General features: G+C 65.4%; 14 protein-coding genes and 2 tRNA genes. 6 read left to right on the forward strand and 10 right to left on the reverse strand.

What is annotated here, in order from left to right; genetic code table 11:
* Window position 1 precedes the first annotated feature (1 nt).
* The 4 genes from BEN78_14800 to BEN78_14815 all read left to right on the forward strand — a co-directional run bounded on the left by BEN78_14800 (window position 2) and on the right by BEN78_14815 (window position 5,076).
* Window positions 2-1,006 (forward strand): patatin, encoded by a 1,005-nt coding sequence (locus BEN78_14800; protein ID ASR44444.1) that lies wholly within the window; start codon window positions 2-4, stop codon window positions 1,004-1,006.
* Entirely contained in the window at window positions 1,000-2,139 is a 1,140-nt protein-coding gene (locus BEN78_14805; GenBank protein ID ASR44445.1) for a hypothetical protein, read from the forward strand. Before BEN78_14800 ends, BEN78_14805 begins: the two co-directional genes overlap by 7 nt.
* The gene (locus tag BEN78_14810) at window positions 2,136-3,806 is read left to right on the forward strand and encodes a thiamine biosynthesis protein ThiF (GenBank protein ASR44446.1); all 1,671 of its coding nucleotides are present in this window, start codon (window positions 2,136-2,138) and stop codon (window positions 3,804-3,806) included. Before BEN78_14805 ends, BEN78_14810 begins: the two co-directional genes overlap by 4 nt.
* A 673-nt stretch (window positions 3,807-4,479) precedes the next feature.
* A complete protein-coding gene (locus BEN78_14815; protein ID ASR44447.1) occupies window positions 4,480-5,076 on the forward strand; it encodes a hypothetical protein in 597 nt (198 codons plus the stop codon).
* Between the two features lie 202 nt (window positions 5,077-5,278).
* Here the strand turns inward: BEN78_14815 and BEN78_14820 are convergent, their stop codons facing one another.
* Entirely contained in the window at window positions 5,279-6,355 is a 1,077-nt protein-coding gene (locus BEN78_14820; protein ID ASR45168.1) for an integrase, read from the reverse strand.
* 113 nt (window positions 6,356-6,468) lie between these two features.
* On the opposite strand from BEN78_14820, the gene BEN78_14825 reads away from it, so the two are divergent.
* Window positions 6,469-6,795, forward strand: a complete 327-nt coding sequence (locus tag BEN78_14825) for a hypothetical protein (protein ASR44448.1) — start codon at window positions 6,469-6,471, stop codon at window positions 6,793-6,795.
* 1,363 nt (window positions 6,796-8,158) lie between these two features.
* Here the strand turns inward: BEN78_14825 and BEN78_14830 are convergent.
* From BEN78_14830 to BEN78_14870, 9 genes are all read right to left on the reverse strand, one after another.
* Window positions 8,159-8,467, reverse strand: a complete 309-nt coding sequence (locus BEN78_14830; GenBank protein ASR44449.1) for a hypothetical protein — start codon at window positions 8,465-8,467, stop codon at window positions 8,159-8,161.
* An 814-nt stretch (window positions 8,468-9,281) separates the two neighbouring features.
* Window positions 9,282-10,430 carry a hypothetical protein gene (locus BEN78_14835; GenBank protein ASR45169.1) on the reverse strand — a complete coding sequence of 383 codons (1,149 nt, stop codon included), beginning with the start codon at window positions 10,428-10,430 and terminating at the stop codon, window positions 9,282-9,284.
* Between the two features lie 26 nt (window positions 10,431-10,456).
* Window positions 10,457-12,286, reverse strand: coding sequence for a copper oxidase (locus BEN78_14840; GenBank protein ID ASR45170.1), 1,830 nt, complete (start codon window positions 12,284-12,286; stop codon window positions 10,457-10,459).
* Between the two features lie 78 nt (window positions 12,287-12,364).
* Window positions 12,365-12,748, reverse strand: a complete 384-nt coding sequence (locus BEN78_14845) for a hypothetical protein (protein ID ASR44450.1) — start codon at window positions 12,746-12,748, stop codon at window positions 12,365-12,367.
* A gap of 9 nt (window positions 12,749-12,757) precedes the next feature.
* Window positions 12,758-14,548: a hypothetical protein gene (locus BEN78_14850; protein ID ASR45171.1), complete on the reverse strand. Its 1,791-nt coding sequence runs from the start codon at window positions 14,546-14,548 to the stop codon at window positions 12,758-12,760.
* Window positions 14,549-14,729: 181 nt separating this feature from the next.
* Window positions 14,730-14,805, reverse strand: a tRNA-Glu gene (locus tag BEN78_14855).
* A 52-nt stretch (window positions 14,806-14,857) separates the two neighbouring features.
* Window positions 14,858-14,933: transfer RNA gene (locus tag BEN78_14860), tRNA-Ala, on the reverse strand.
* Window positions 14,934-15,031: 98 nt separating this feature from the next.
* A complete protein-coding gene (locus BEN78_14865; GenBank protein ID ASR44451.1) occupies window positions 15,032-15,538 on the reverse strand; it encodes a hypothetical protein in 507 nt (168 codons plus the stop codon).
* Between the two features lie 63 nt (window positions 15,539-15,601).
* The gene (locus BEN78_14870; GenBank protein ASR44452.1) at window positions 15,602-16,423 is read right to left on the reverse strand and encodes a phosphoenolpyruvate synthase regulatory protein; all 822 of its coding nucleotides are present in this window, start codon (window positions 16,421-16,423) and stop codon (window positions 15,602-15,604) included.
* A 113-nt stretch (window positions 16,424-16,536) separates the two neighbouring features.
* Here BEN78_14870 and BEN78_14875 point away from each other — a divergent pair, with 113 nt between their 5' ends.
* Window positions 16,537-18,915, forward strand: coding sequence for a phosphoenolpyruvate synthase (locus BEN78_14875; GenBank protein ID ASR44453.1), 2,379 nt, complete (start codon window positions 16,537-16,539; stop codon window positions 18,913-18,915).
* The last annotated feature ends 133 nt before the right edge of the window (window positions 18,916-19,048 follow it).

Below are 19,048 nucleotides of genomic sequence, written 5' to 3' on the forward strand. Positions count from 1 at the left end.
GATGACTAGCATCCCCACCTACCACGTGCTTGCCCTCTCGGGTGGCGGCTACCGCGGTTTGTATACCGGAACGGTGCTCGCCGAGCTTGAAGCCAGGCTTGGGCGGCCCATCGCCTCCCACTTCGATCTCATTTGCGGGACGTCGGCAGGTGGGATGCTGGCCCTTGGGCTCGCTGCTGAAATCCCAGCCAGCGAGTTGAAGAGCCTGTTCGAAACGCAGGGCAACCGAATCTTCGGGTGCCGCACCTGGACACGTCGCGCGCTCGGCTTCTGGGCGAAGGCCAAACATGACTCCAAAGGGCTTGAGAATGTTCTCACCGAGCGGTTCGGCGACGCATTGATCGGCGACTTGCGGCACCGGGTGCTCATCCCGGCTGTGAACTACACGACCGGGCGCGGCCAGTTCTTCAAGACGTCGCATCATCCGAGCTTTGAGATCGACCATGAGATGCGCCTCGTCGACGTCGCGCTCGCGACTGCAGCAGCGCCCGTTTACTTCCCGCTCTTTCGGCACAAGCGAGGCGTCTTCGCTGATGGCGGCCTAGTTGGCAATGCGCCGGGGCTCTTCGGGCTGCACGAAGTCGACATGTTCTTCGCGCCTGGCGAGAAAGAGAAAAAGGTCCGTGTTCTCTCAATTGGCACGATGACCATTGGCGCGACGGTGCGCGGCGGTGCAAGCTTGGACCGCGGATTTGGGCGCTGGGGCGGCAGCCTGTTCGATCTCGTGATCTCGGCGCAAGAATCCTCAGTGGACTACATGCTCCGGCAGAAGCTCGGCGACGACTACTACCCGATCGACGACAAAGCGAGGCCCGATCAGAGCAAGGACGTCAAGGCGCTTGATCGGGTGTCCATCGCCTCGACCAACACGCTTCGGGACAGGGGTATGCACGCAGCCCAGCGTGCGCTGCCCGATCCCAAGTTTAAGCCGTTTCGTGAGCACAAGGCTGCTCCGCCGACTTTTTTTCATGGTGCGAACAAGAACGCCGAGGAGGCCACATGTTGAACCTGAGCTCGCTGTTTTTCACGACGGTCGATGGTGAAGCGTGCATGCATGCCTCTCTCGATCTCTCGCAGGATGAGCGCGACGCGATTGCCCATGCGCGTAAGGAGGTGCGCGCTTGCTTGCGGGCGGGCATTCCCCGCGCGCTTCGCGAGAACGGATACTCTGGCGCCGTGCCCGAGCCGCGCTTTTTTACGCAGGGCTCGTGGGCCTACAAAACGCTGAACTCGCCCGCCAAACGGCCCCAGCAAGCAGACGTCGATGATGGGTGCTACTTGCCGCTGGGCTTTGTGGCCCAGTCGCAGCGCCCCAGTGCCGCCACGACCGTCTTCTTCGCGGCGGCAGAGGAAGCCCTTCTACCGTTGGTGGTGGCGCGCCGCTGGCGCATGGATCGGTCGAAGGCCACCTGCATTCGCGTCATCATTTCCGAGTACGCGCACATCGACATCCCGCTCTACGCGATTCCGGATGAGGAGTTCACGCAACTCGCGCTCGCTACGGAGAACTACGGTTTCGACTCGGTCGCCAAGGCCGTTAGCGTTCGTTCTCGCGATAGCTGGACGGCGCTCCCGAAGAACAAGGTGCTGTTGGCACATCGAGAAGACAACTGGTTGCCGTCAGACCCCCGGCCGGTGAAGGACTGGTTTCTTGGACAGGTTGATGCGAAGGGCGAACAGTTCCGGCGCGTAGTGCGCTACCTCAAAGCGTTTCGCGATTGGCGCTGGGCGAGCGGCGGCCCGTCCTCGATCCTGCTCATGGCAGCAGCAGCGCCGATTTTTGAGAAGCGCGATCGACGCGATGATTTGGCGCTCCTGGACGTCGTGGCTCAACTGCCGGGGCGCCTTCGCGGCGGCGTGTGCAATCCCGTAGAAGAGAGTGAGTCGCTGACCAAGCGGCTTGGTGCCGAGAAGGTCGAGGAGGCGGCGCAGGCCTTTGAGAGCTTCGAAAAAGTGCTCCGGGCAACAGTTGCGGCCAGCAACGCGGCACAGGGGTGCACTTGGATGCGCGGCGAGTTTGGCGCCCGCTTTCCTGATGAGCCGGAGCGGGTGAAGGCGTCAACGATCGCCCAGACAATCATGGCGGCTCCCGCCGCGGCAGGCCCGAGTGAGCTCGTGGGTCGGACGATGGCCGGATGAAGCGGGCGGCGGCGCTCCAGGTGATCGAAGCGCTGAAAGAGCGCAACTTCGTGCACTTGGGGCAGTCGCCAGCGGGCTGGTTCCGCCTCTCTGGTCACTTGGCGGCAGAGCGCAAGGGGCGAGTCGTCCCGTGCGAGATCGACCTTGACCCCCGCTTTACCTCGCTTCCGAAGATTCGCCTTCTGACGAAGCCAGAAGGGCTGCCAGCGGCCGTGCCTCATCTCGGCCCGAACGGAGAGTTGTGCTTTCTCGCGGAAGGCACTGTCGTGCTGGATATCTTCGACCCTGTAGGACAGACGCTCGCCTGCTTGAAGCAGGCGGAGCTTGTACTGGACAAGGTGCTGCTTGGCGAACTGGTCGATGATCTGGCCGAAGAGTTCTTTGCCTACTGGGGGCGATACAGCTGCCATATTGACATCGAAGGCAAGCAACTCGGGGAGCAGCGATGCCTGTTCGGCGAGGCCGCTGGCAGAACGATGCTCTGTATTACAGACGATGAAGCGCGGACGGCGCGCAAGCTGGCTGCGCTGGAGTTCAAAAACACTAGCGAAAGCGTGCTGACGTTTCGCATCAAAACGCCAGCTCAGCCAAGGCCTTGGGCGGGCGCGTGGCCACCGAGCACGGTGTCCGAGATGCTGGATTGGCAGAGCACGCTCGACCCGCGTTGCCGTCGAAAGCTTCATGAGCGCATTCGGGAGGGGTTTCGAAAGAAAGCCCCCGTCATGCTGGTGCTCATCGAGTCCCCCTTGCTCACCTACGGCATCGTCATTCGCTTGGAAGAGGCCTTGGCGCACTCACGCGCCGTTAGCCCCAAGCTCACGAAGGGGAACAAGGCCAAGCGGGTGAAGCTGGCAGAGCGGGGTGATCCGACGCTGCGCGCACAGGTGCAGCCGCTCTGGCTGGTGCGAATCGACGACGCTTATGTGGCCAGTCGTAGCGTCCCAAATCTCGCAACGCTTGGTGGGTTGAACCTTGCAGTCGTTGGCTGCGGAACAATTGGCGGACATCTCGCCGATGCACTGCTTCGTATGGGCGCGGGGACGCTCGGCGGCCGGCTGACGTTGATCGATCTCGATACCTTCGGCGCGCAGAACATCGGGCGCCATCGACTTGGGTTTCCCAGCCTCGATTCCAACAAGGCGTCCGCGTTGAAGGCAGAGCTTGAGCGCATGCTCCCGAGTGCCAATGTGCGGGCCCTCCCGGTTGACGTGCGCAAAGCCGAGCTTGGCACGCTTGATCTGCTGATTGATGCAACCGGGGAAGAGTCGCTCGGGCATTGGCTGAGCGAGCGATATGGCGCAAGCGTGCCAATTCTTTCTGTCTGGATCGATGGGCCAGGCGCCGCAGTGCGCGGCCTCCTGCACGCTCCACACAACGGTGCGTGCTTCCGATGCCTCTGGCACTACGCGCGGGAAAGCGAACTGCTGTCGGTAGTAGGCGGCGCTTCTACGCTTCTCGCTGGGCAGGGGTGCGAGGGGCTATTCGTGCCTTTTCCCAACACCGTATCACTGCACGCCGCCACGCTCGGCGCTGAGATGGCGCTTGATTGGTTGAATGATCCGTCTTCGCCGCGGCTCCGCACGCGGGTGCTGGACCGCACCGCTGAGGTCGCAACCCCAGACTGCAGTCCGGAGCCGCATAGGGCGTGCCCGATATGCCGTTCCTGAGCTCCTGGGCCACTGATGACCACCGCAGACTTCTCCATTTCGAACCGGAGGTGCTAGAGGTCTTCCGAAATCACGCCCAGCGCGCTGATACGGACTGTGAGGCGGGTGGCTTGCTGCTCGGGACCGTGCATGGCGAGCACTTGCTGATCAAAAAGGCCACGACGCCCACTCCGCGAGATCGACGATTTCGCGCCTTGTTTGAGAGGATGCCATTTGGACATGCCACGATTGCATCGATGCTCTGGGCGCAGAGTTCGGGGCAAGTGCGGTATCTGGGGAGTGGCATACCCACCCGCAGGACTACCCGACGCCGTCAGAGCTGGATCGATCAGAGTGGCTGCGACTCAGTCGTAGACGATCTGATGGGCGACCTCTGTTGGCGGTGATCGTTGGCCGTGCGGATCTTCATGCCGAACTGGTCTTCAAAAGGGGCGGCAGCTACCAGCTTCGCGGTGCAGAGTAGTGAACCCTGCACGCACGTGCGCGGAAGGCGCCAGAACGGCGGCGCACTCCTGCAGATTTCTTTGGTAGGCTGCCCATGGGCGTTGCCGGCGCCTGCTGCTCGCCATGGCAAACCCCTGCGGGGACGGCGTCCAACTTCCCATGTTTGATTCCCCTCTGCGGCGAATCCGGGCAGTGAGCAGCTGGCCTTCGCCCCAGCGAGGAGTCAGTCATGCGTTTTATCAAGACCACTGCCGCCCAAGCGGATGCACTGCGCAAGAAGGCCAAGGCCCTGCAACGCAATGGCGGCGGCAAGCACACGGCGCTACTTGATCGGGTTGCCAAGAGCGCTGGCTACGAGCACTGGCACCACGTCAAGCTCTGCTTGGCCGAAACGGAAGAGATCAAGGCAGATCGGCAGCTCACCAAGGAGATTGAGCGGATCATGGCGGCGGCCATGGCATGGGAGGGCAAGCTCATCCTTACCGGCCCCGAGGCGCTCGCCTCTCGTCAGTTCGTGCTCTTCTCGACCGAGGACGGCGACGGCTGGCTGCTCGACCCTGAGGAAGACCGCTGCCTCTGCCTTGTCTGGCACGGCAAGCGTCAGGAGGTCGGCGTGCGCAACTTGCCGATGCGCCTGGAGATCGAATGGGACGGCGCCTTTCGCTTGGCGGGACCGTTCTTCACGGTCGAGACGGGGCATCCCGAGATCCGCAGCCGGGCGATTGGCGGCTATCCGGTGGACAAGCTCCGGGAGGCGCTCGAGCAGGCCCCGTCGGTCGACAAGCGGATCGAGCAGATCTTCGGAGCGCAGGACGGGTCGCGCTGACGCCCGACGTCATCGAGCAGCTCGTGGCCAACGGCTGGGACCTCAAAGCCGTCTTGGAACAAGTAGAGCGAGGGGCGGTCTACCCGCCGTCCCGCAATAGCCTGCTGACGCCGCCCAAGGGCCGGCTATGAGGCGAGGAGGACTCGCGGGAGCGGCCGAGTCTGGGTCCAGATCTATCGACGGGCGGTAATAGCGTTGCCCTTCAGTCTTCAAGCAATCGAGCAGCAGGATTCGCCGACGCACCGCCGGTCTGAAAGTACCCAACAACACTCGACACCGCCCGGTGCTCAGTCATCTGCATGATCGCCGCCAGTGGCACGCCTTGTCGGCTGGCTTCGGTCACGAAGCCTGACCGCAAGCTGTGTCCACCAAAGTCTCCCTCGATCCCTGCCATCTTCGCCCGCCGCTGCACGATTTCAGCGACGGCAGCAGGGGACAGGGCAGGGCCAACACGCCGCTTCCACAGCCGCCTGAAGATCGCTCCCTCGGTGATCCCCGCCACATCCAGCCAGTCCGCCAGCGCCAGGGCGGCCCGATCGAGCACCGGCTTGTCCGGAGTGGAGGACGCGGTGACACCAGCCTGCTGGGTCTTGCTGTGCTCGAGCCGATAGATATAGCCCTGCGCCCCGATCCGGCGTAGGTCGCGCAGGTCGGCCGCAGCGATCTCGCTGCGACGGCGGCCGCCACTGGCAAAGCCGAAACAGAGCAGGGCGCTGTCACGCAGGCCTTCCAGGCTGTCGTCACAGGTGGCCAGCATGGCCTCCAGTTCGGCCAGGGTAATGGCGGTCTTCTTACGCGGATGCTCGCCGCGCTTGACCGCCGCTCGGGCGGCGCGGCTGAGCACGGTACGGATGGCCGGCTGCTCACAGGGATTGGGCTGCTGCTTGAGCCGGTGCGCCGTGGACAGGACCGCGACCCGGTGTCGGACCGTGGCCAGGGTCCAGGGGCCGGGTTTGGCCTTCAGGCCGGCAGCCACCAGGGCCTGGTCGATCGCCGGCGGCAGTTCCCAAGCCAAGTCACCGTCGGCGTTACGGCGCACCACATGGTCGACCACGAACTGCAGCACGGCCGCCTCGGGCACGGGCAGCGACAGCTCGATTCCGTAACGGGCGGCGTGCCAGCCGGCCCAGTAGCGCAAGGCACTGGCATAGCTGCGGGTGGTATTGGCGGCAGCGGCCTCGGCAAGCAGCTCGCGCACCGCGTCGGCGGCCTGTTGGGCCAGCTGTTCCGGCAACACCAGGTGATGAACGGTCTGGACGAGGGTGGAGTTAGCGGAAATTTCTTTCTTAGTATGTAATTTATAATACGACTTAGAGATCGTAGCCGCGATAATCATCACTTATCGTGAGTATGCAATCAACAGAGTAGGGCGGTCGCGTAGGAGGCACTTCCATGGCTCGAGGCATCACCGAATTCGACGTTCACACCGCTGCCGACGAGATCGTTGACGCCGGAGAACGACCAACCGTCGAGCGCATTCGTGCGCACTTGGGCACCGGGTCGCCCAACACCGTCACGCGATGGTTGGAGACCTGGTGGCGTGCCCTTGGTGCACGGCTGAGCACCCATCAGCGCAGCCTTTCGGTGCCCGAGGCCCCTGAGGCGGTCGCCAAGTTGGCAGGGGAGTGGCGGGCGTTGGCTCTTGAGCATGCCCGGTCCGAAGCCGAGAACGGCTTTGCCGACCAACAGGTCGCCCTGCAGAACGCCAAGAGGCACTGAGCCAAGAGCGCGAAGGATTTGCCGCCGATGAGGTGGCCTTGCGCAACGCGGCATCAGAAGCTTCCCAATCCGAACGTCTCGCGACGGCCCGAGCGGTCGAACTGCAGCGCTTGGTCAGCCAGCTTGAAGGAGAGATCAAAGAGCAGGAGCGTCAGCGGAATGCCGCGCTCGATAGAGCGTCAGACGCTGAAGTCGCCCGCCAAGCAGCAGAAAATCGCTTACAAGTTAAAGCCCGCAAACCTGCGAAGAAGAAAGAGTCGGCCCGGCCCTAGAGCTCGGCTCGCCGCACCAAGGGGCGCTGGCTCCACCCGACGCTCGTCTTCGACTGCGTGGCCGAGTCTCATCTGGGAAGACTAAGAACCCATAGAGTCGGAGCGACTGTCCCATCGCGCTAACTGGAGGTATCCCGTGGCGGCAAACGAACTGTGGTCAAGTTTCAAGCAAGGCTGGCGAGAAGGTCCCGTTGTCTTTTTCGCCCCGTTGATCGCGGTTTGGCGCTTGGTCTCTCGGGAGATGGATATCGTCATGGCCGAGTTGGAGGCCAAAGAGGCTGTCCGTCGTTCGCGACGGGCAAGCAATTCGACTCAGGGATAAGTGGTCACCTAAACCTGCAGAAGTCGCACGTGTGTACACGCTCTTGTGCGTCGGGAGCTTCGATGTACACCTCTAACTGCGTCAGATGTACACGTTAAGTGCGTACGCGGAGCATTCGTAAGTGCGGTGCCCAGCATGTCGATCTCCGTAAGATGAGACGGACGATCCAGCGTGCCAGCTGCCGGACCAGCGTCCGGCTGCGGAACTTCGCATAATGTACAGTAAACCCTTGAAAAATAAGGGTTTTCGTCCTCGCAGGTTCAATCCGGTCATTACTGCTGACCAGTTCTATGACGCCAGACGCACTGCGGGTTTCGACCGGCAGGCCGCTGCCGACTTCCTCGGCGTGTCGTTCCGCACCATCGGCCATTGGGAGACTGGGAGGGCGCGCCCGCCTTACGCCGCTTTCAAGCTTCTCCGCGTGCTTCGCTGCGGCGACCCTATCGACCCCGCATGGTCTGCCTACCGCTTCGTAAGGGGCGCGCTAATCACGCCTGAGGGCCATCGGATCGAACCGGGCGATATGGCGTGGCAGGGACTGCTGGTGCGAATGGCTGTCGAGTTCAAGCGGGTGATGGACCGTCGCCGCACCGATCCCGCCTACCTTGTTCCCTCGCACATGCATACGGGCCAGCCGGGGGCCGCAAGGCCCGACTTCGGGCCGGGCCCGGCGGGCCCGCGCCCTGGGCTTGTCTCTTTTTCCCACAAAGGGAATACACAATTTCCCGTTTCTCCGGATTCGCCTGAAAAACAGCTGTTTCCTTCGTTTTCAATGACCGTTGCATGTGGCCCCAAAATGGGGCCACAATGGGGCCATGAAAACGTCCAAGCCGGAAGTGAAAAAATTCAACCTGAGGTTGCCCATGGATCTGCTGGAAGACGCGCAGACGCAGGCCGACCGGATGGGGATCTCCTTCAACGCCTTCTGCACGCTCGCCATCCGCGAGTTCTGCGTGTTCCTGAGGTCGAACCCGCAGGGGATGCTCTCGACGGCTCCACGCGCCAGGACGGCGTCGGCGGCTCGATCGATTCCACCACCCGCAACGCCCGATCCCGACAGCGAGCCCGACGCAGCCACGCCGCGAGTGGTGGCGCGGCGGGTCGGTCGAAACGATCCCTGTCCGTGCGGAAGCGGGCTCAAGGCAAAGCGGTGCCATCCGGAAGCCTGCTGACAGCCGCCGACGCCGCGGCGCTGGTCGTGGGCGAGGGCGAGGGCGAGCAGGGGGCCGGGGGGCCGGCTGTCTGTCGTCGGTTGCAGCACGCGCTCATGCCGGTGTCGGCGACGGCTGCTGAGGTGGGCCCGTGAGCGCGCTGAGCAGGCCACAGCCGCGCGCCGACGTGTCGTGGCTGGTGCTGCCCGCGAACGTGCCGGGGATCACGCCGCGCGTGGTGCGCTCGCTTCGTCATCATTACGGCCGTCTCCGTGACGCTGCTGACGACCTCGCCCGCGAGCAGCGGCTCGCGGGCGCGCCATTGGTAGACCGCGTGGCTACGTTCGTCGTGCGTAGTGATGTCGAGATCGGCATCGCCTCGTGCGATGCGTGGCTCGATGCCTGTGATCGCGAGATAGGCGCCGACGACGGGACCGGGTGCAGGGGTGAAGCCCCTGCGGCTATGGCGCATGGATGCGCCGCTCTGGATTCACCAGCGGTCGGACCCGCGCTGGTGGAGCCGACCGTGGGGAGTGGAGCCCCCACGGCCGACCCGCTTTTTGTTCGCCCGTCCGGGCAAACCTTGCCGGGGGCTGCAACCCCCGGTAACACTCAAGCCGCGCAGGAGGCGGCTCGCTCATGAAAGCACAATCCAGCGAACTTCGCATAATGTACATTATGTAAAATTCCAATGGCTAGGATGAGAGGGGCCGCGCGACTGCACGGCCCCAGGTGCTCAACTCAGAACCAGGTCCTGATCCCGACCACCCAGCGCGTCTCCCGTCCGGTACCGCCATCAGCCTGTTCCAGTATTCGGGTCTGGCCGAAGCTGCGTTCGTGAACTACACCGATGTACGGCGCGAAACGTCGCGTGACCTCGTAGCGCAGGCGCAGGCCGGCTTCGATCCGACCCAGGCCACTGCCGATCCGACGCGCGGAATCCGATTCGCTGGCGGCCGAGAGCTCGACCGCCGGCTGCAGGATCAGCCGGTTGGTCAGCAACAGCTCGTACTCGATCTCCAGCTCGGCGAGCACGCGTCCGCGATCGTCGACGTGCGCCATCGCCGAGACTTCGAAGAAGTACGGCGCCAGCCCCTGCACGCCAACACTGGCGTAGGTCTTGGCTTGTCCCGGCGCAAAGACGTGATGGGCGCCGGCGACGACATCCCACCAGGGCGACACGCTGCGGCCATACAGCGCGTCCAGCGAGGCGTCGTGGGTTCGGCCCGCCACGCGTTCGCCGCCGGATTTCAGCCACAAGCGGTGCACATCGCCGCCGATCCAACTGTCCACCTCCCAGCCCAGGCCGTGGCCGTGATCGGTGTCGAAGCCTTCGAGGCGGTCCACGCGGACGAAGTGGCGAATCGCCGAATCGCCCATCGCATGAGGATGCAGCGACGGAAACGCCGCCGTGCGGTCGGCATCGGTGAGTGTAGGGATCGGCGTGCGCGGAGGCGCATCCGGAGCTAAGTCGCCAGGCGTAGGCGCATGCCCGACGTGGCTGTCCGTTCTAGCTGTTGGATGTCCGTTCGCCGCGCCCCTCCCCGAGTGGTCCATCTCCGAGTGGTTGTGCGCGGGAGGGTGTGTGCTCGCAGGCGTCGCCCCATGCGATTGCGCTGGATCATGGGCGGGTGCCCCTTGCGCCGTCTTATCGGAATGTCCGGCATGGTCCGCCCCGGCACGCAGGCTGGCTGCTCCTGTGGGCACTCGATGCGCGCCCTGCCCCTCGTGCCCGCGTTCGGTGGGCGGATGGTGGCGATGTGCGGACACTCCATCCGACGCGGCGCTCGATGGCGGTCGATGCGCCTCGCCATGGCCGTGACCGTGCGCATGGTCCTGCGCCCGCGCGCCGCTCGCGACGAGTAGCGCGGCGGCGAGCAACGTGGGCATGCACTTGCGATGCGATGTGACGGTGCTCATTCGACCACCTGCACTTCGCGGAACATGCCCGCTTCCATGTGGTACAGCAGATGGCAGTGAAACGCCCAACGTCCGAGCGCATCGGCACGTACGCGGAAGCTGCGGCGTGTACCCGGTGGCATGTCCACGGTGTGCTTGCGCAACTGGAAGCGGCCGTCATCGTCCTCGAGGTCGCTCCACATGCCGTGCAGATGGATGGGATGGGTCATCATCGTGTCGTTGACCAGCACGATGCGCAGACGCTCGCCGTAGTTGAGCCGCAAGGGCGCGGCGTCGCTGAACTTGATGCCGTCGAATGACCAGGCGAACTTCTCCATGTGGCCGGTCAGGTGCAACTCGACATCGCGCGACGGCGCGCGGCCATCGGGGTCCTCGAACAGGCTGCGCATCGCCCCGTAGGTCAGCACGGTGCGGCCGTTGTCGCGCAGGCCGATGCCGGGATCGTCGAGCTTCGGCGCCGGGGTCATGGTCTGCATGTCGACGAGCGGGTTGCCATGCTCGCTGTCAGGATGCGCCTGCATCGGCGTCATGCCATGTCCCATGTCGGCATGGTCCATGGCGGCATGCCCCATCGCGGCGTGGTCGTGGCCGCCACCGCGCATCGCCGCCGTGTGTCCGCCCTGCCCCATGCCCGGCCCTGCCCCATGGTCCATGCCGTGCATGCCGCCATGGCCCATGTCGGCCATGGTCAGGATCGGACGTGGGTCGATCATGGGGATCGGTGCGCGCAGGCCTTCGCGCACGGCGAGCGTGCCGCTGACGAAGCCGGTCCGCCCCATGTCCTGGGCGAAGATCGTGTAGGCATCCTGCCCAGAGGGCTCGACGATCACGTCGAAGGTCTCGGCCACGGCAATGCGGAACTCATCGACCGTCACCGGGTGCACGTACTGGCCATCGGCCGCGACGACGGTCATCTTCAGGCCCGGGATGCGGACGTCGAAGTAGGTCATCGCCGAGCCGTTGATGAAGCGCAGTCGGACCTTCTCGCCGCTGCGGAACAGCGCCGTCCAGTTGCCCGGCGACGTCGTGCCGTTCATCAGATAGGTATAGGTGTGCGCGTTGACGTCGGAGATGTCGGTCGGCGTCATCCGCATCTGCCCCCAGGCGCGGCGGTCGGCGAGCGTGGCGCGCCAGCCGTCGCGGCGCACGTCGCGGGCGAAGTCGCCAGCGGTGCGCTTGTACCAGTTGTCGTGCTCGGCCATCTGCTTGAGCCGCGCAAACAGCGCATGCGGGTCGAGGTCGGTCCAGTCGGTCAACATCACGACGTAGTCGCGGTCGTAGGCGAACGGCTCAGGCTCGACCGGATCGATGATCAACGCGCCATACAGGCCGGCCTGTTCCTGGAACCCGGAATGGCTGTGGTACCAGTAGGTGCCGCCTTGGCGCACATCGAAGCGGTACTGGAACGTCTCGCCGCGATGGATGCCATCGAAGCTCATGCCCGGCACGCCGTCCATGTTGGCCGGCAGCAGGATGCCGTGCCAGTGCACGGAGGTCATATCGCCGAAGATCGAGCCGGCCGGCAGTGCATTGCGCACGCGCAGCGTGACCGTGGTGCCCTCACGCCAGCGCAGGATCGGCGCGGGCAGGCTGCCATTGATGGTCGCGGCCGGCCGGCTGCGTCCGGTGAAGTTCACCAGGGTCTCGCCGACCACCAGGTCGAAGTCGGTGCCGGCCAGGACGCGGCTGTGCGGTGATTGCAGTGCCCAGGACGGGCGGGGCCAGGCGCCCAGGCCGGCGGCCAGGCCGCCGAGCGCCAGGCCCTGAACGAAACGGCGGCGCGCGGGGTCGAAGCCGCGGCGGCCAAAGGAAACGTCGGAAGTCATCATCACTCCATCCGTAGGATGGCCCGGTTGCGCGGGCCTTGCGCCCTGCCCCACATCGGGACGGACGAACGGTGCGGATCAGGAGATGGCGATGGGTGGGCGGATCGGCTGGACGGCGGCGGGATCGCCGCGTGCCTGGGCCACGTCCGCAGGGTGACGTGCCGGCGTCGGCACCAAGGTCAGCGGCCGCTGGCGCGGTATCAGGACCGCACTGCAGCCGTGCAGGCAGAGGCAGCCGCCCTCGTCGTCGCAGGCGTGCGGCGCGGGCGCCCCGCCCTGTTCCGAGGGGGCTTGGCCGGTTGCGCCATGGCAAGGCTGCGCATCGGCGTCACTCGCCTGGGCAGTGCCATGCATCGAGGCTGTGGCTTGCATGGCAGGCGCGGCGAAGACTGCGCCCATCGATTCGATCAGGAGCAGTGCGAGCAGCAGGATGCGAACGGCAGTGGCGGAGATCCGGGGCATCGCGGTCGATTATAGCGAGCCGGCTTGACCGACGGTGGCGAGGCGCCCGGTCTCCGCGCCGGTCAGCGGCGACCCGGAGGCGGCGCTGTCGTGTTGCCGGATGAGTGCGATCAACGCGTCTGGCGCCAGTGGGCGGGAGACGTGATAACCCTGCGCTTCGTCGCATTGCCACTCGCACAGCATCGCCAGTTGGCCGGCTGTTTCCACGCCCTCAGCGACAGTGCGATAGCCCAACTCGACGGATAGCTTGAGGACGGTCCTGATCAGCCGCGCACGACGTTCGTTGGTTTCGATCCCGACCAGCAGGCCACGATCGATCTTGATCGTCGTGGCCGGCAGTTCGTTGAGGTAGGAGAAGTTGCTGTAGCCGGCGCCGAAATCGTCGATCGCGACGTTGAACCCCTGCGCCTGCAGCGCGCCGAGCTGGGCGGCCACGCTCCCTTTGTCGCGCAGCCATTCGCCCTCCGTCACCTCCAGCTCCAGGCGCGAGGGTTCGACGCCAAGCTCGCGCGCCAGATCGCTGATGTACGCCGGCAACCGACCGTCGCGGAAATCCGCGCCAGACAAATTAACCGAGATGTCGAGCACCACGCCCTGCGCCTCCCAGGCCAGCAACTGGTGCAGGGCCTGGCGCAGCACCCAGCGCGTGACCAACGGCATCAGTGTCGTGCCTTCGATGACCGGGATGAACTCGTCCGGGGCGATGTCGCCGTACTCGGGATGCCGCCAGCGCAGCAGCGCCTCGACCGAGCCCAGGCGCCCGGTCGACAGGCTCAGGCGCGGCTGATACACCAGCGAAAACTCGCGGGTGTCCAGGGCACGCTCGACCTGGGTTGCCAGGCGGTAATGCCGCTGCAGCCGTGCGTCGCGGTCGCGGTCGTACTCGCACCAGGGCGCGCCGCTTTCCAGCGCCGCGTGCATCGCGGTCACCGCCCGGCGCAGCACGTCGGCCGAATCGTGGGTCGAGAATCCCGCCACCCCGGCATGGAACACCGTCTGTAGGGTCAGCCCGCTGCTGACCACCGGTGCGCTGAGTCGCTCGCGCAGGTCGGTGAGGATCGCCGCGACCTCGTCGCGCGAGCGGCCCGCCAGTACGAAGGCGAATCGGGTCACGCCGACGTGGTAGACCCGGGCGGTCTCACCCAGGGCATCGGTCAGGCGAAAGCCCAGCTGTCGCACGATCGATTCGACCGGCGCCACGCCCAGTGCCTGGGTCAACCGATGGGCGCTCGCCACATCGAGCACGTCGATGATGCACAGATGCGACGGTACCGGGATCGCGGGCGGCGACTGCCGCAGGGACTCGCGCAGATCCCACGCCAATTGCTGGCGGTTCGCCAGGCCGGTGACCGGGTCGCGCCGCCCCATCGATCGTAGCAGCGAGATCTGCCCGACGACCAGATTCGCGAACGAGCGCAGTTGCTCGCGCTCGGCTTCGTCCAGCCGCCGTGGGGCGTAGTCGATCAGGCAGATCGTGCCGACCTTGTAGCCGTCGCCGAGCACCAGCGGCGCCCCGGCGTAAAAGCGCATGCGCGGCGCCTCCATGACCAGCGGGTTGCGCGAGAACAGCGGATCTGCGGTGAGGTCGGGCACCTCGTAGATGTCGTCCTGCTCGATCGCATGCGTGCAGACCGAAATCTCGCGGCTGGTCCCGCGCAGCTCGGTACCCACACAGGACAGGAAATGCTGGTCCACCTCGTCGACCAGGGAGATGAGGACCGTCTTGACCCGGAACGCGAACGCGGCCAGGGCCACGATCCTGTCCAATTCAGGATGCCCCGCCAGCGACAGCAGATCCAGACTGCGGATCAGCGCGATCCGGTCGGCCTCGTGCAGCTTTCTCACGTCCGTCCTCCCCCTAGGCACCCAACGAAACGCTACTCCTGTGGCGTCGACAAGTCATGACGGCAGTGTGCCGCGCGCGACGGCAAAAAAAAACGGGCGACTTCTTGTCGAAGTCGCCCGTTCGCAGCGTGTTGAGTGGCGTCCCCACGGGGATTCGAACCCCGGTGTCCACCGTGAAAGGGTGGTGTCCTAGGCCTCTAGACGATGGGGACGCAGAAGCCTGCATCGTGTCGAGAACCGGCCTTGTGGTTGTCGACGAAATTGTGGTGGAGCCAGGCGGGATCGAACCGCCGACCTCCTGCATGCCATGCAGGCGCTCTCCCAGCTGAGCTATGGCCCCACGGTGGGAAGCGCGAAATTATAGGGATGCCGTGCGGCAACGTCAACAAGTTTTCGCTTCCACTTCGTTCGCGACTTTGGCCTTCCGGGAGGGGGCCTTCAGCCGAGCAGTTCGGCTTCGTCGCGAGCGAGGCGCGCATCATCCAGATTCGGGCGCAAAGTTGCAACCCCATGTCCCTGCTCGACCAGATATTGGAGCCACTTGCCCAGAAACGTGTTCATGCGCAAGCGGTGGTCGACCACTTCGGCCGGTGGTGGAAACATGCCGATGACGTCCTGCCAGCGCCGGCCGACGTAGCAATGCGTTGCCTCGACCTGGCCGGCGTCGCGATACAGACGCAGGTGCGCGGATGGGTCCGGTTCGCCGGTCAGTGGATCGAGCATGGTGTAGCTCAGCCGCAGTTCGGTGGTGTAGCGGTGCTGCGCGATCACCTCGAGCTGGACCGTTGGCGTGCCCGGCGCCTGCGACAGGTAGGTACCGGGTGGCAGGTCGCCAGGATGGAACAGCCGGGTGAGCCGGACGTGGTTCTCGGCATACAGCGCCATCAGCCAGCCGAAGCGGCCCAGTGCGGGCATCCGGACGCGGGTGGAATCGACATTGGGCATAACGCGATCCTACACGCCGCGGAGTGAACCGCCCGGCAGCCCCCGGCGCACGCCCACGTCGCGTCAGTACATCACCCGCTCGATGCCCAGCGTCGACATGACTTTGCTGGAGATCTCCTCGATCGAGGTGTTGGTCGTGCTCAGCACCGGAATGCGCTCGGCGCGGAACAGCGACTCGGCCGCGCTGACCTCGTGCCGGCAGGTCTCGAGCTTGGCGTAGCGCGAGTTCGGGCGCCGCTCCTGGCGGATCTGGGCCAGACGCACCGGATCGATCGTCAGGCCGAACAGCTTGGCCCGGTGCGCGCGCAGCCGCGGCGGCAGCCGGTCGTGCTCGAGGTCCTCGTCGGTGAGCGGATAGTTCGCCGCGCGCACGCCGTGGTGCAGCGCCAGGTAGATGCAGGTCGGCGTCTTGCCTGCGCGCGACACCGCCACCAGGATCACGTCGGCCTCGTCGTAGTTGACCGACATGCCGTCATCGTGCGCGAGCGCGAAGTTCATCGCGTTGATGCGACGGTGGTAGGTATCGAAATCGACCATGCCGTGCGCACGGCCGACGCGCGATTCGCGCGCCTCGACCAGCTCGCGCTCCAACGGTTCGATGAACGGCGCGAACACATCGAGCACCAGCGCCCCGCTCTCCTCCAGGATCGTCGCCAGCGCGGGGTCGACACAGGAACTGACGACGATCGGGCGTGCGCCCATGGCCTCGCCGCGGGCGCGGATCAGCGTCGCGACCTCGTGTGCGCGCTCGGCGTTGTCGACGAACGGGATCCGGTTGGTGCTGAACTGCGTACCGCTGAACTGGGTCAGCAGACTGTGGCCGATGGTTTCGGCGGTGATACCGGTGCCATCTGAGACATAGAACACAGGACGAGGGGTCGGCATGACGGGACCGTCGCATCGGCGAGCGCCGCGGCGCCCGGGAGGGCTAAAATAACTGTTCTGCGCCGGACCCGCCGGTCCGGCCGTCCACGATCACGCGACACGGAGCCTTCCTCTTGAGCGCCAACATCCTGTGGCTGCACGACCTTCGCCTTACCGACCTGGCCCAGGTCGGCGGCAAGAACTCCTCCCTCGGCGAGATGATCGGCAATCTGGCCAAGCTGGGCGTCTCGGTGCCCGGAGGCTTCGCCACCACGGCCGACGCGTTCAAGGCCTTTATCGCCCACAACGATCTGCATCAGCGCATCTTCGACCGGCTCGCGCCGCTCGATGTCGAGGACGTCGGCGCCCTGACCGCCGCCGGCCGCGAGATCCGCGGCTGGGTGACCGAGGCCCCGCTGCAGCCTGAGCTCGACGCCGACATCCGCAAGGCCTACGCGGCGCTGTGCGCCGAGAACGGCGGCGGCGACATCGCGGTCGCGGTGCGTTCCTCGGCGACCGCCGAAGACCTGCCCGACGCCTCGTTCGCGGGGCAGCAGGAGACCTTCCTCAACGTCACCGGCGTCGAGGACGTGCTGCACAAGGTCAAGGAGGTCTTCGCCAGCCTCTACAACGACCGTGCGATCGCCTACCGCGTCCACCACGGCTTCAAGCACGAGGACGTGTTCCTGTCGGCCGGCGTGCAACTGATGGTGCGCTCGGACATCGGTGCATCGGGCGTGCTGTTCACGCTCGACACCGAGTCGGGCTTCCGTGATGTGGTGTTTGTGACCTCGAGCTTTGGCCTGGGCGAGATGGTCGTCCAGGGCGCGGTCAACCCCGACGAGTTCTACGTCTACAAGCCCACGCTCAGGGCCGGCAAGCCGGCGATCCTGCGTCGCTCGATCGGTGCCAAGCAGCTGCGGATGGTCTATTCCGACGTGCCCGGCGAGCGCGTACGCACCGAGGACACCCCCGTCGAGCTGCGCAACACGTTCTCGCTCACCGACGAGGACGTGCAGGAGCTCGCGCGCCAGGCGTTGATCATCGAAGAGCACTACGAGCGCCCGATGGACATCGAATGGGCGAAGGACGGCGTCAGCGGCAAGCTGTTCATCGTCCAGGCGCGCCCGGAGACGGTGAAGTCGCGCGCCAAGAACACCCAGATCGAGCGCTTCTCGCTGGAGCAGCGCGGCGAGGTGGTCTGCGAGGGCCGCGCGATCGGCCAGAAGATCGGCGCGGGCGTCGCACGCGTGGTGCGCCGGCTCGAGGACATGGATCGGGTCCGCCCTGGCGACGTGCTCGTCGCCGACATGACCGATCCCGACTGGGAGCCGGTGATGAAGCGCGCTTCGGCGATCGTCACCAATCGCGGCGGCCGCACCTGCCATGCGGCGATCATCGCCCGTGAGCTCGGTGTGCCGGCCGTGGTGGGCACCGGCAACGCGCTGGAGACGATCGAGGACGGTCAGGAGGTCACGGTCAGCTGCGCGGAGGGCGACACCGGCTACATCTACGCCGGCACACTGCCTTTCGACCGCATCACGACCGATCTGACCTCGATGCCCGAGGCGCCGCTGAAGATCATGATGAACGTCGCCAACCCCGAGCGCGCGTTCGATTTCGGCCAGTTGCCCAATGCCGGCATCGGCTTGGCGCGTCTGGAAATGATCATTGCCGCGCACATCGGCGTGCATCCCAACGCCCTGCTGCAGTACGACCGGCAGGATGCGGAGACCAAGAAGAAGATCGATGCCAAGACCGTCGGCTACCGCAGCCCGGTCGACTTCTACGTCGATCGCCTGGCCGAAGGCATCGCGACGCTGACCGCCTCGGTCGCGCCCAATCCGGTGATCGTGCGCCTGTCGGACTTCAAGTCCAACGAGTACGCCAACCTGATCGGCGGCAGCAATTTCGAGCCGCACGAAGAGAACCCGATGATCGGCTTCCGCGGCGCCAGCCGCTATGTCGATGATTCGTTCGCCGAGGCGTTCGCGCTCGAGTGCCGCGCGGTGCTTAAGGTCCGCAACACCATGGGCCTGGAGAACCTGTGGGTGATGATCCCGTTCGTGCGCACGCTCGACGAGGGCCGCAAGGTCGTCGAGGTGCTGGCGAAGAACGGCCTGAAGCAGGGCGAGAACGGCCTGAAGATCATTATGATGTGCGAGGTGCCGTCCAACGCACTGCTGGCCGACGAGTTCCTCGACATCTTCGACGGGTTCTCGATCGGCTCCAACGATCTCACCCAGCTCACGCTGGGCTTGGACCGCGATTCGTCGATCGTCGCGCACCTGTTCGACGAGCGCGATCCGGCCGTCAAGAAGTTGCTGTCGATGGCGATCAAGACGGCGCGGGCGAAGGGCAAGTACGTCGGCATCTGCGGCCAGGGGCCGTCGGACCATCCCGATCTGGCGCAGTGGCTGATGGAAGAAGGCATCGAGTCGGTGTCGCTCAACCCCGACACCGTGGTCGACACCTGGCTGAAGCTGGCCAAGTCCAAGGCACGCGCGGGCTGACCGCCCTGCCCCACGAAAAGCCCGGGCTGTTCCCGGGCTTTTTTGTGGCTTGCTTGGGAGAGAAGCGTTTACTTCGGATGGGCATCGGCCTGCCGGCCGGTAGCCGCTCTTCCCTCGGCAGGACATCCTGTCC

The sequence above is a fragment of the Xanthomonas citri pv. mangiferaeindicae genome (assembly GCA_002240395.1).
In the GTDB taxonomy this organism is placed as follows: domain Bacteria; phylum Pseudomonadota; class Gammaproteobacteria; order Xanthomonadales; family Xanthomonadaceae; genus Luteimonas; species Luteimonas citri_A.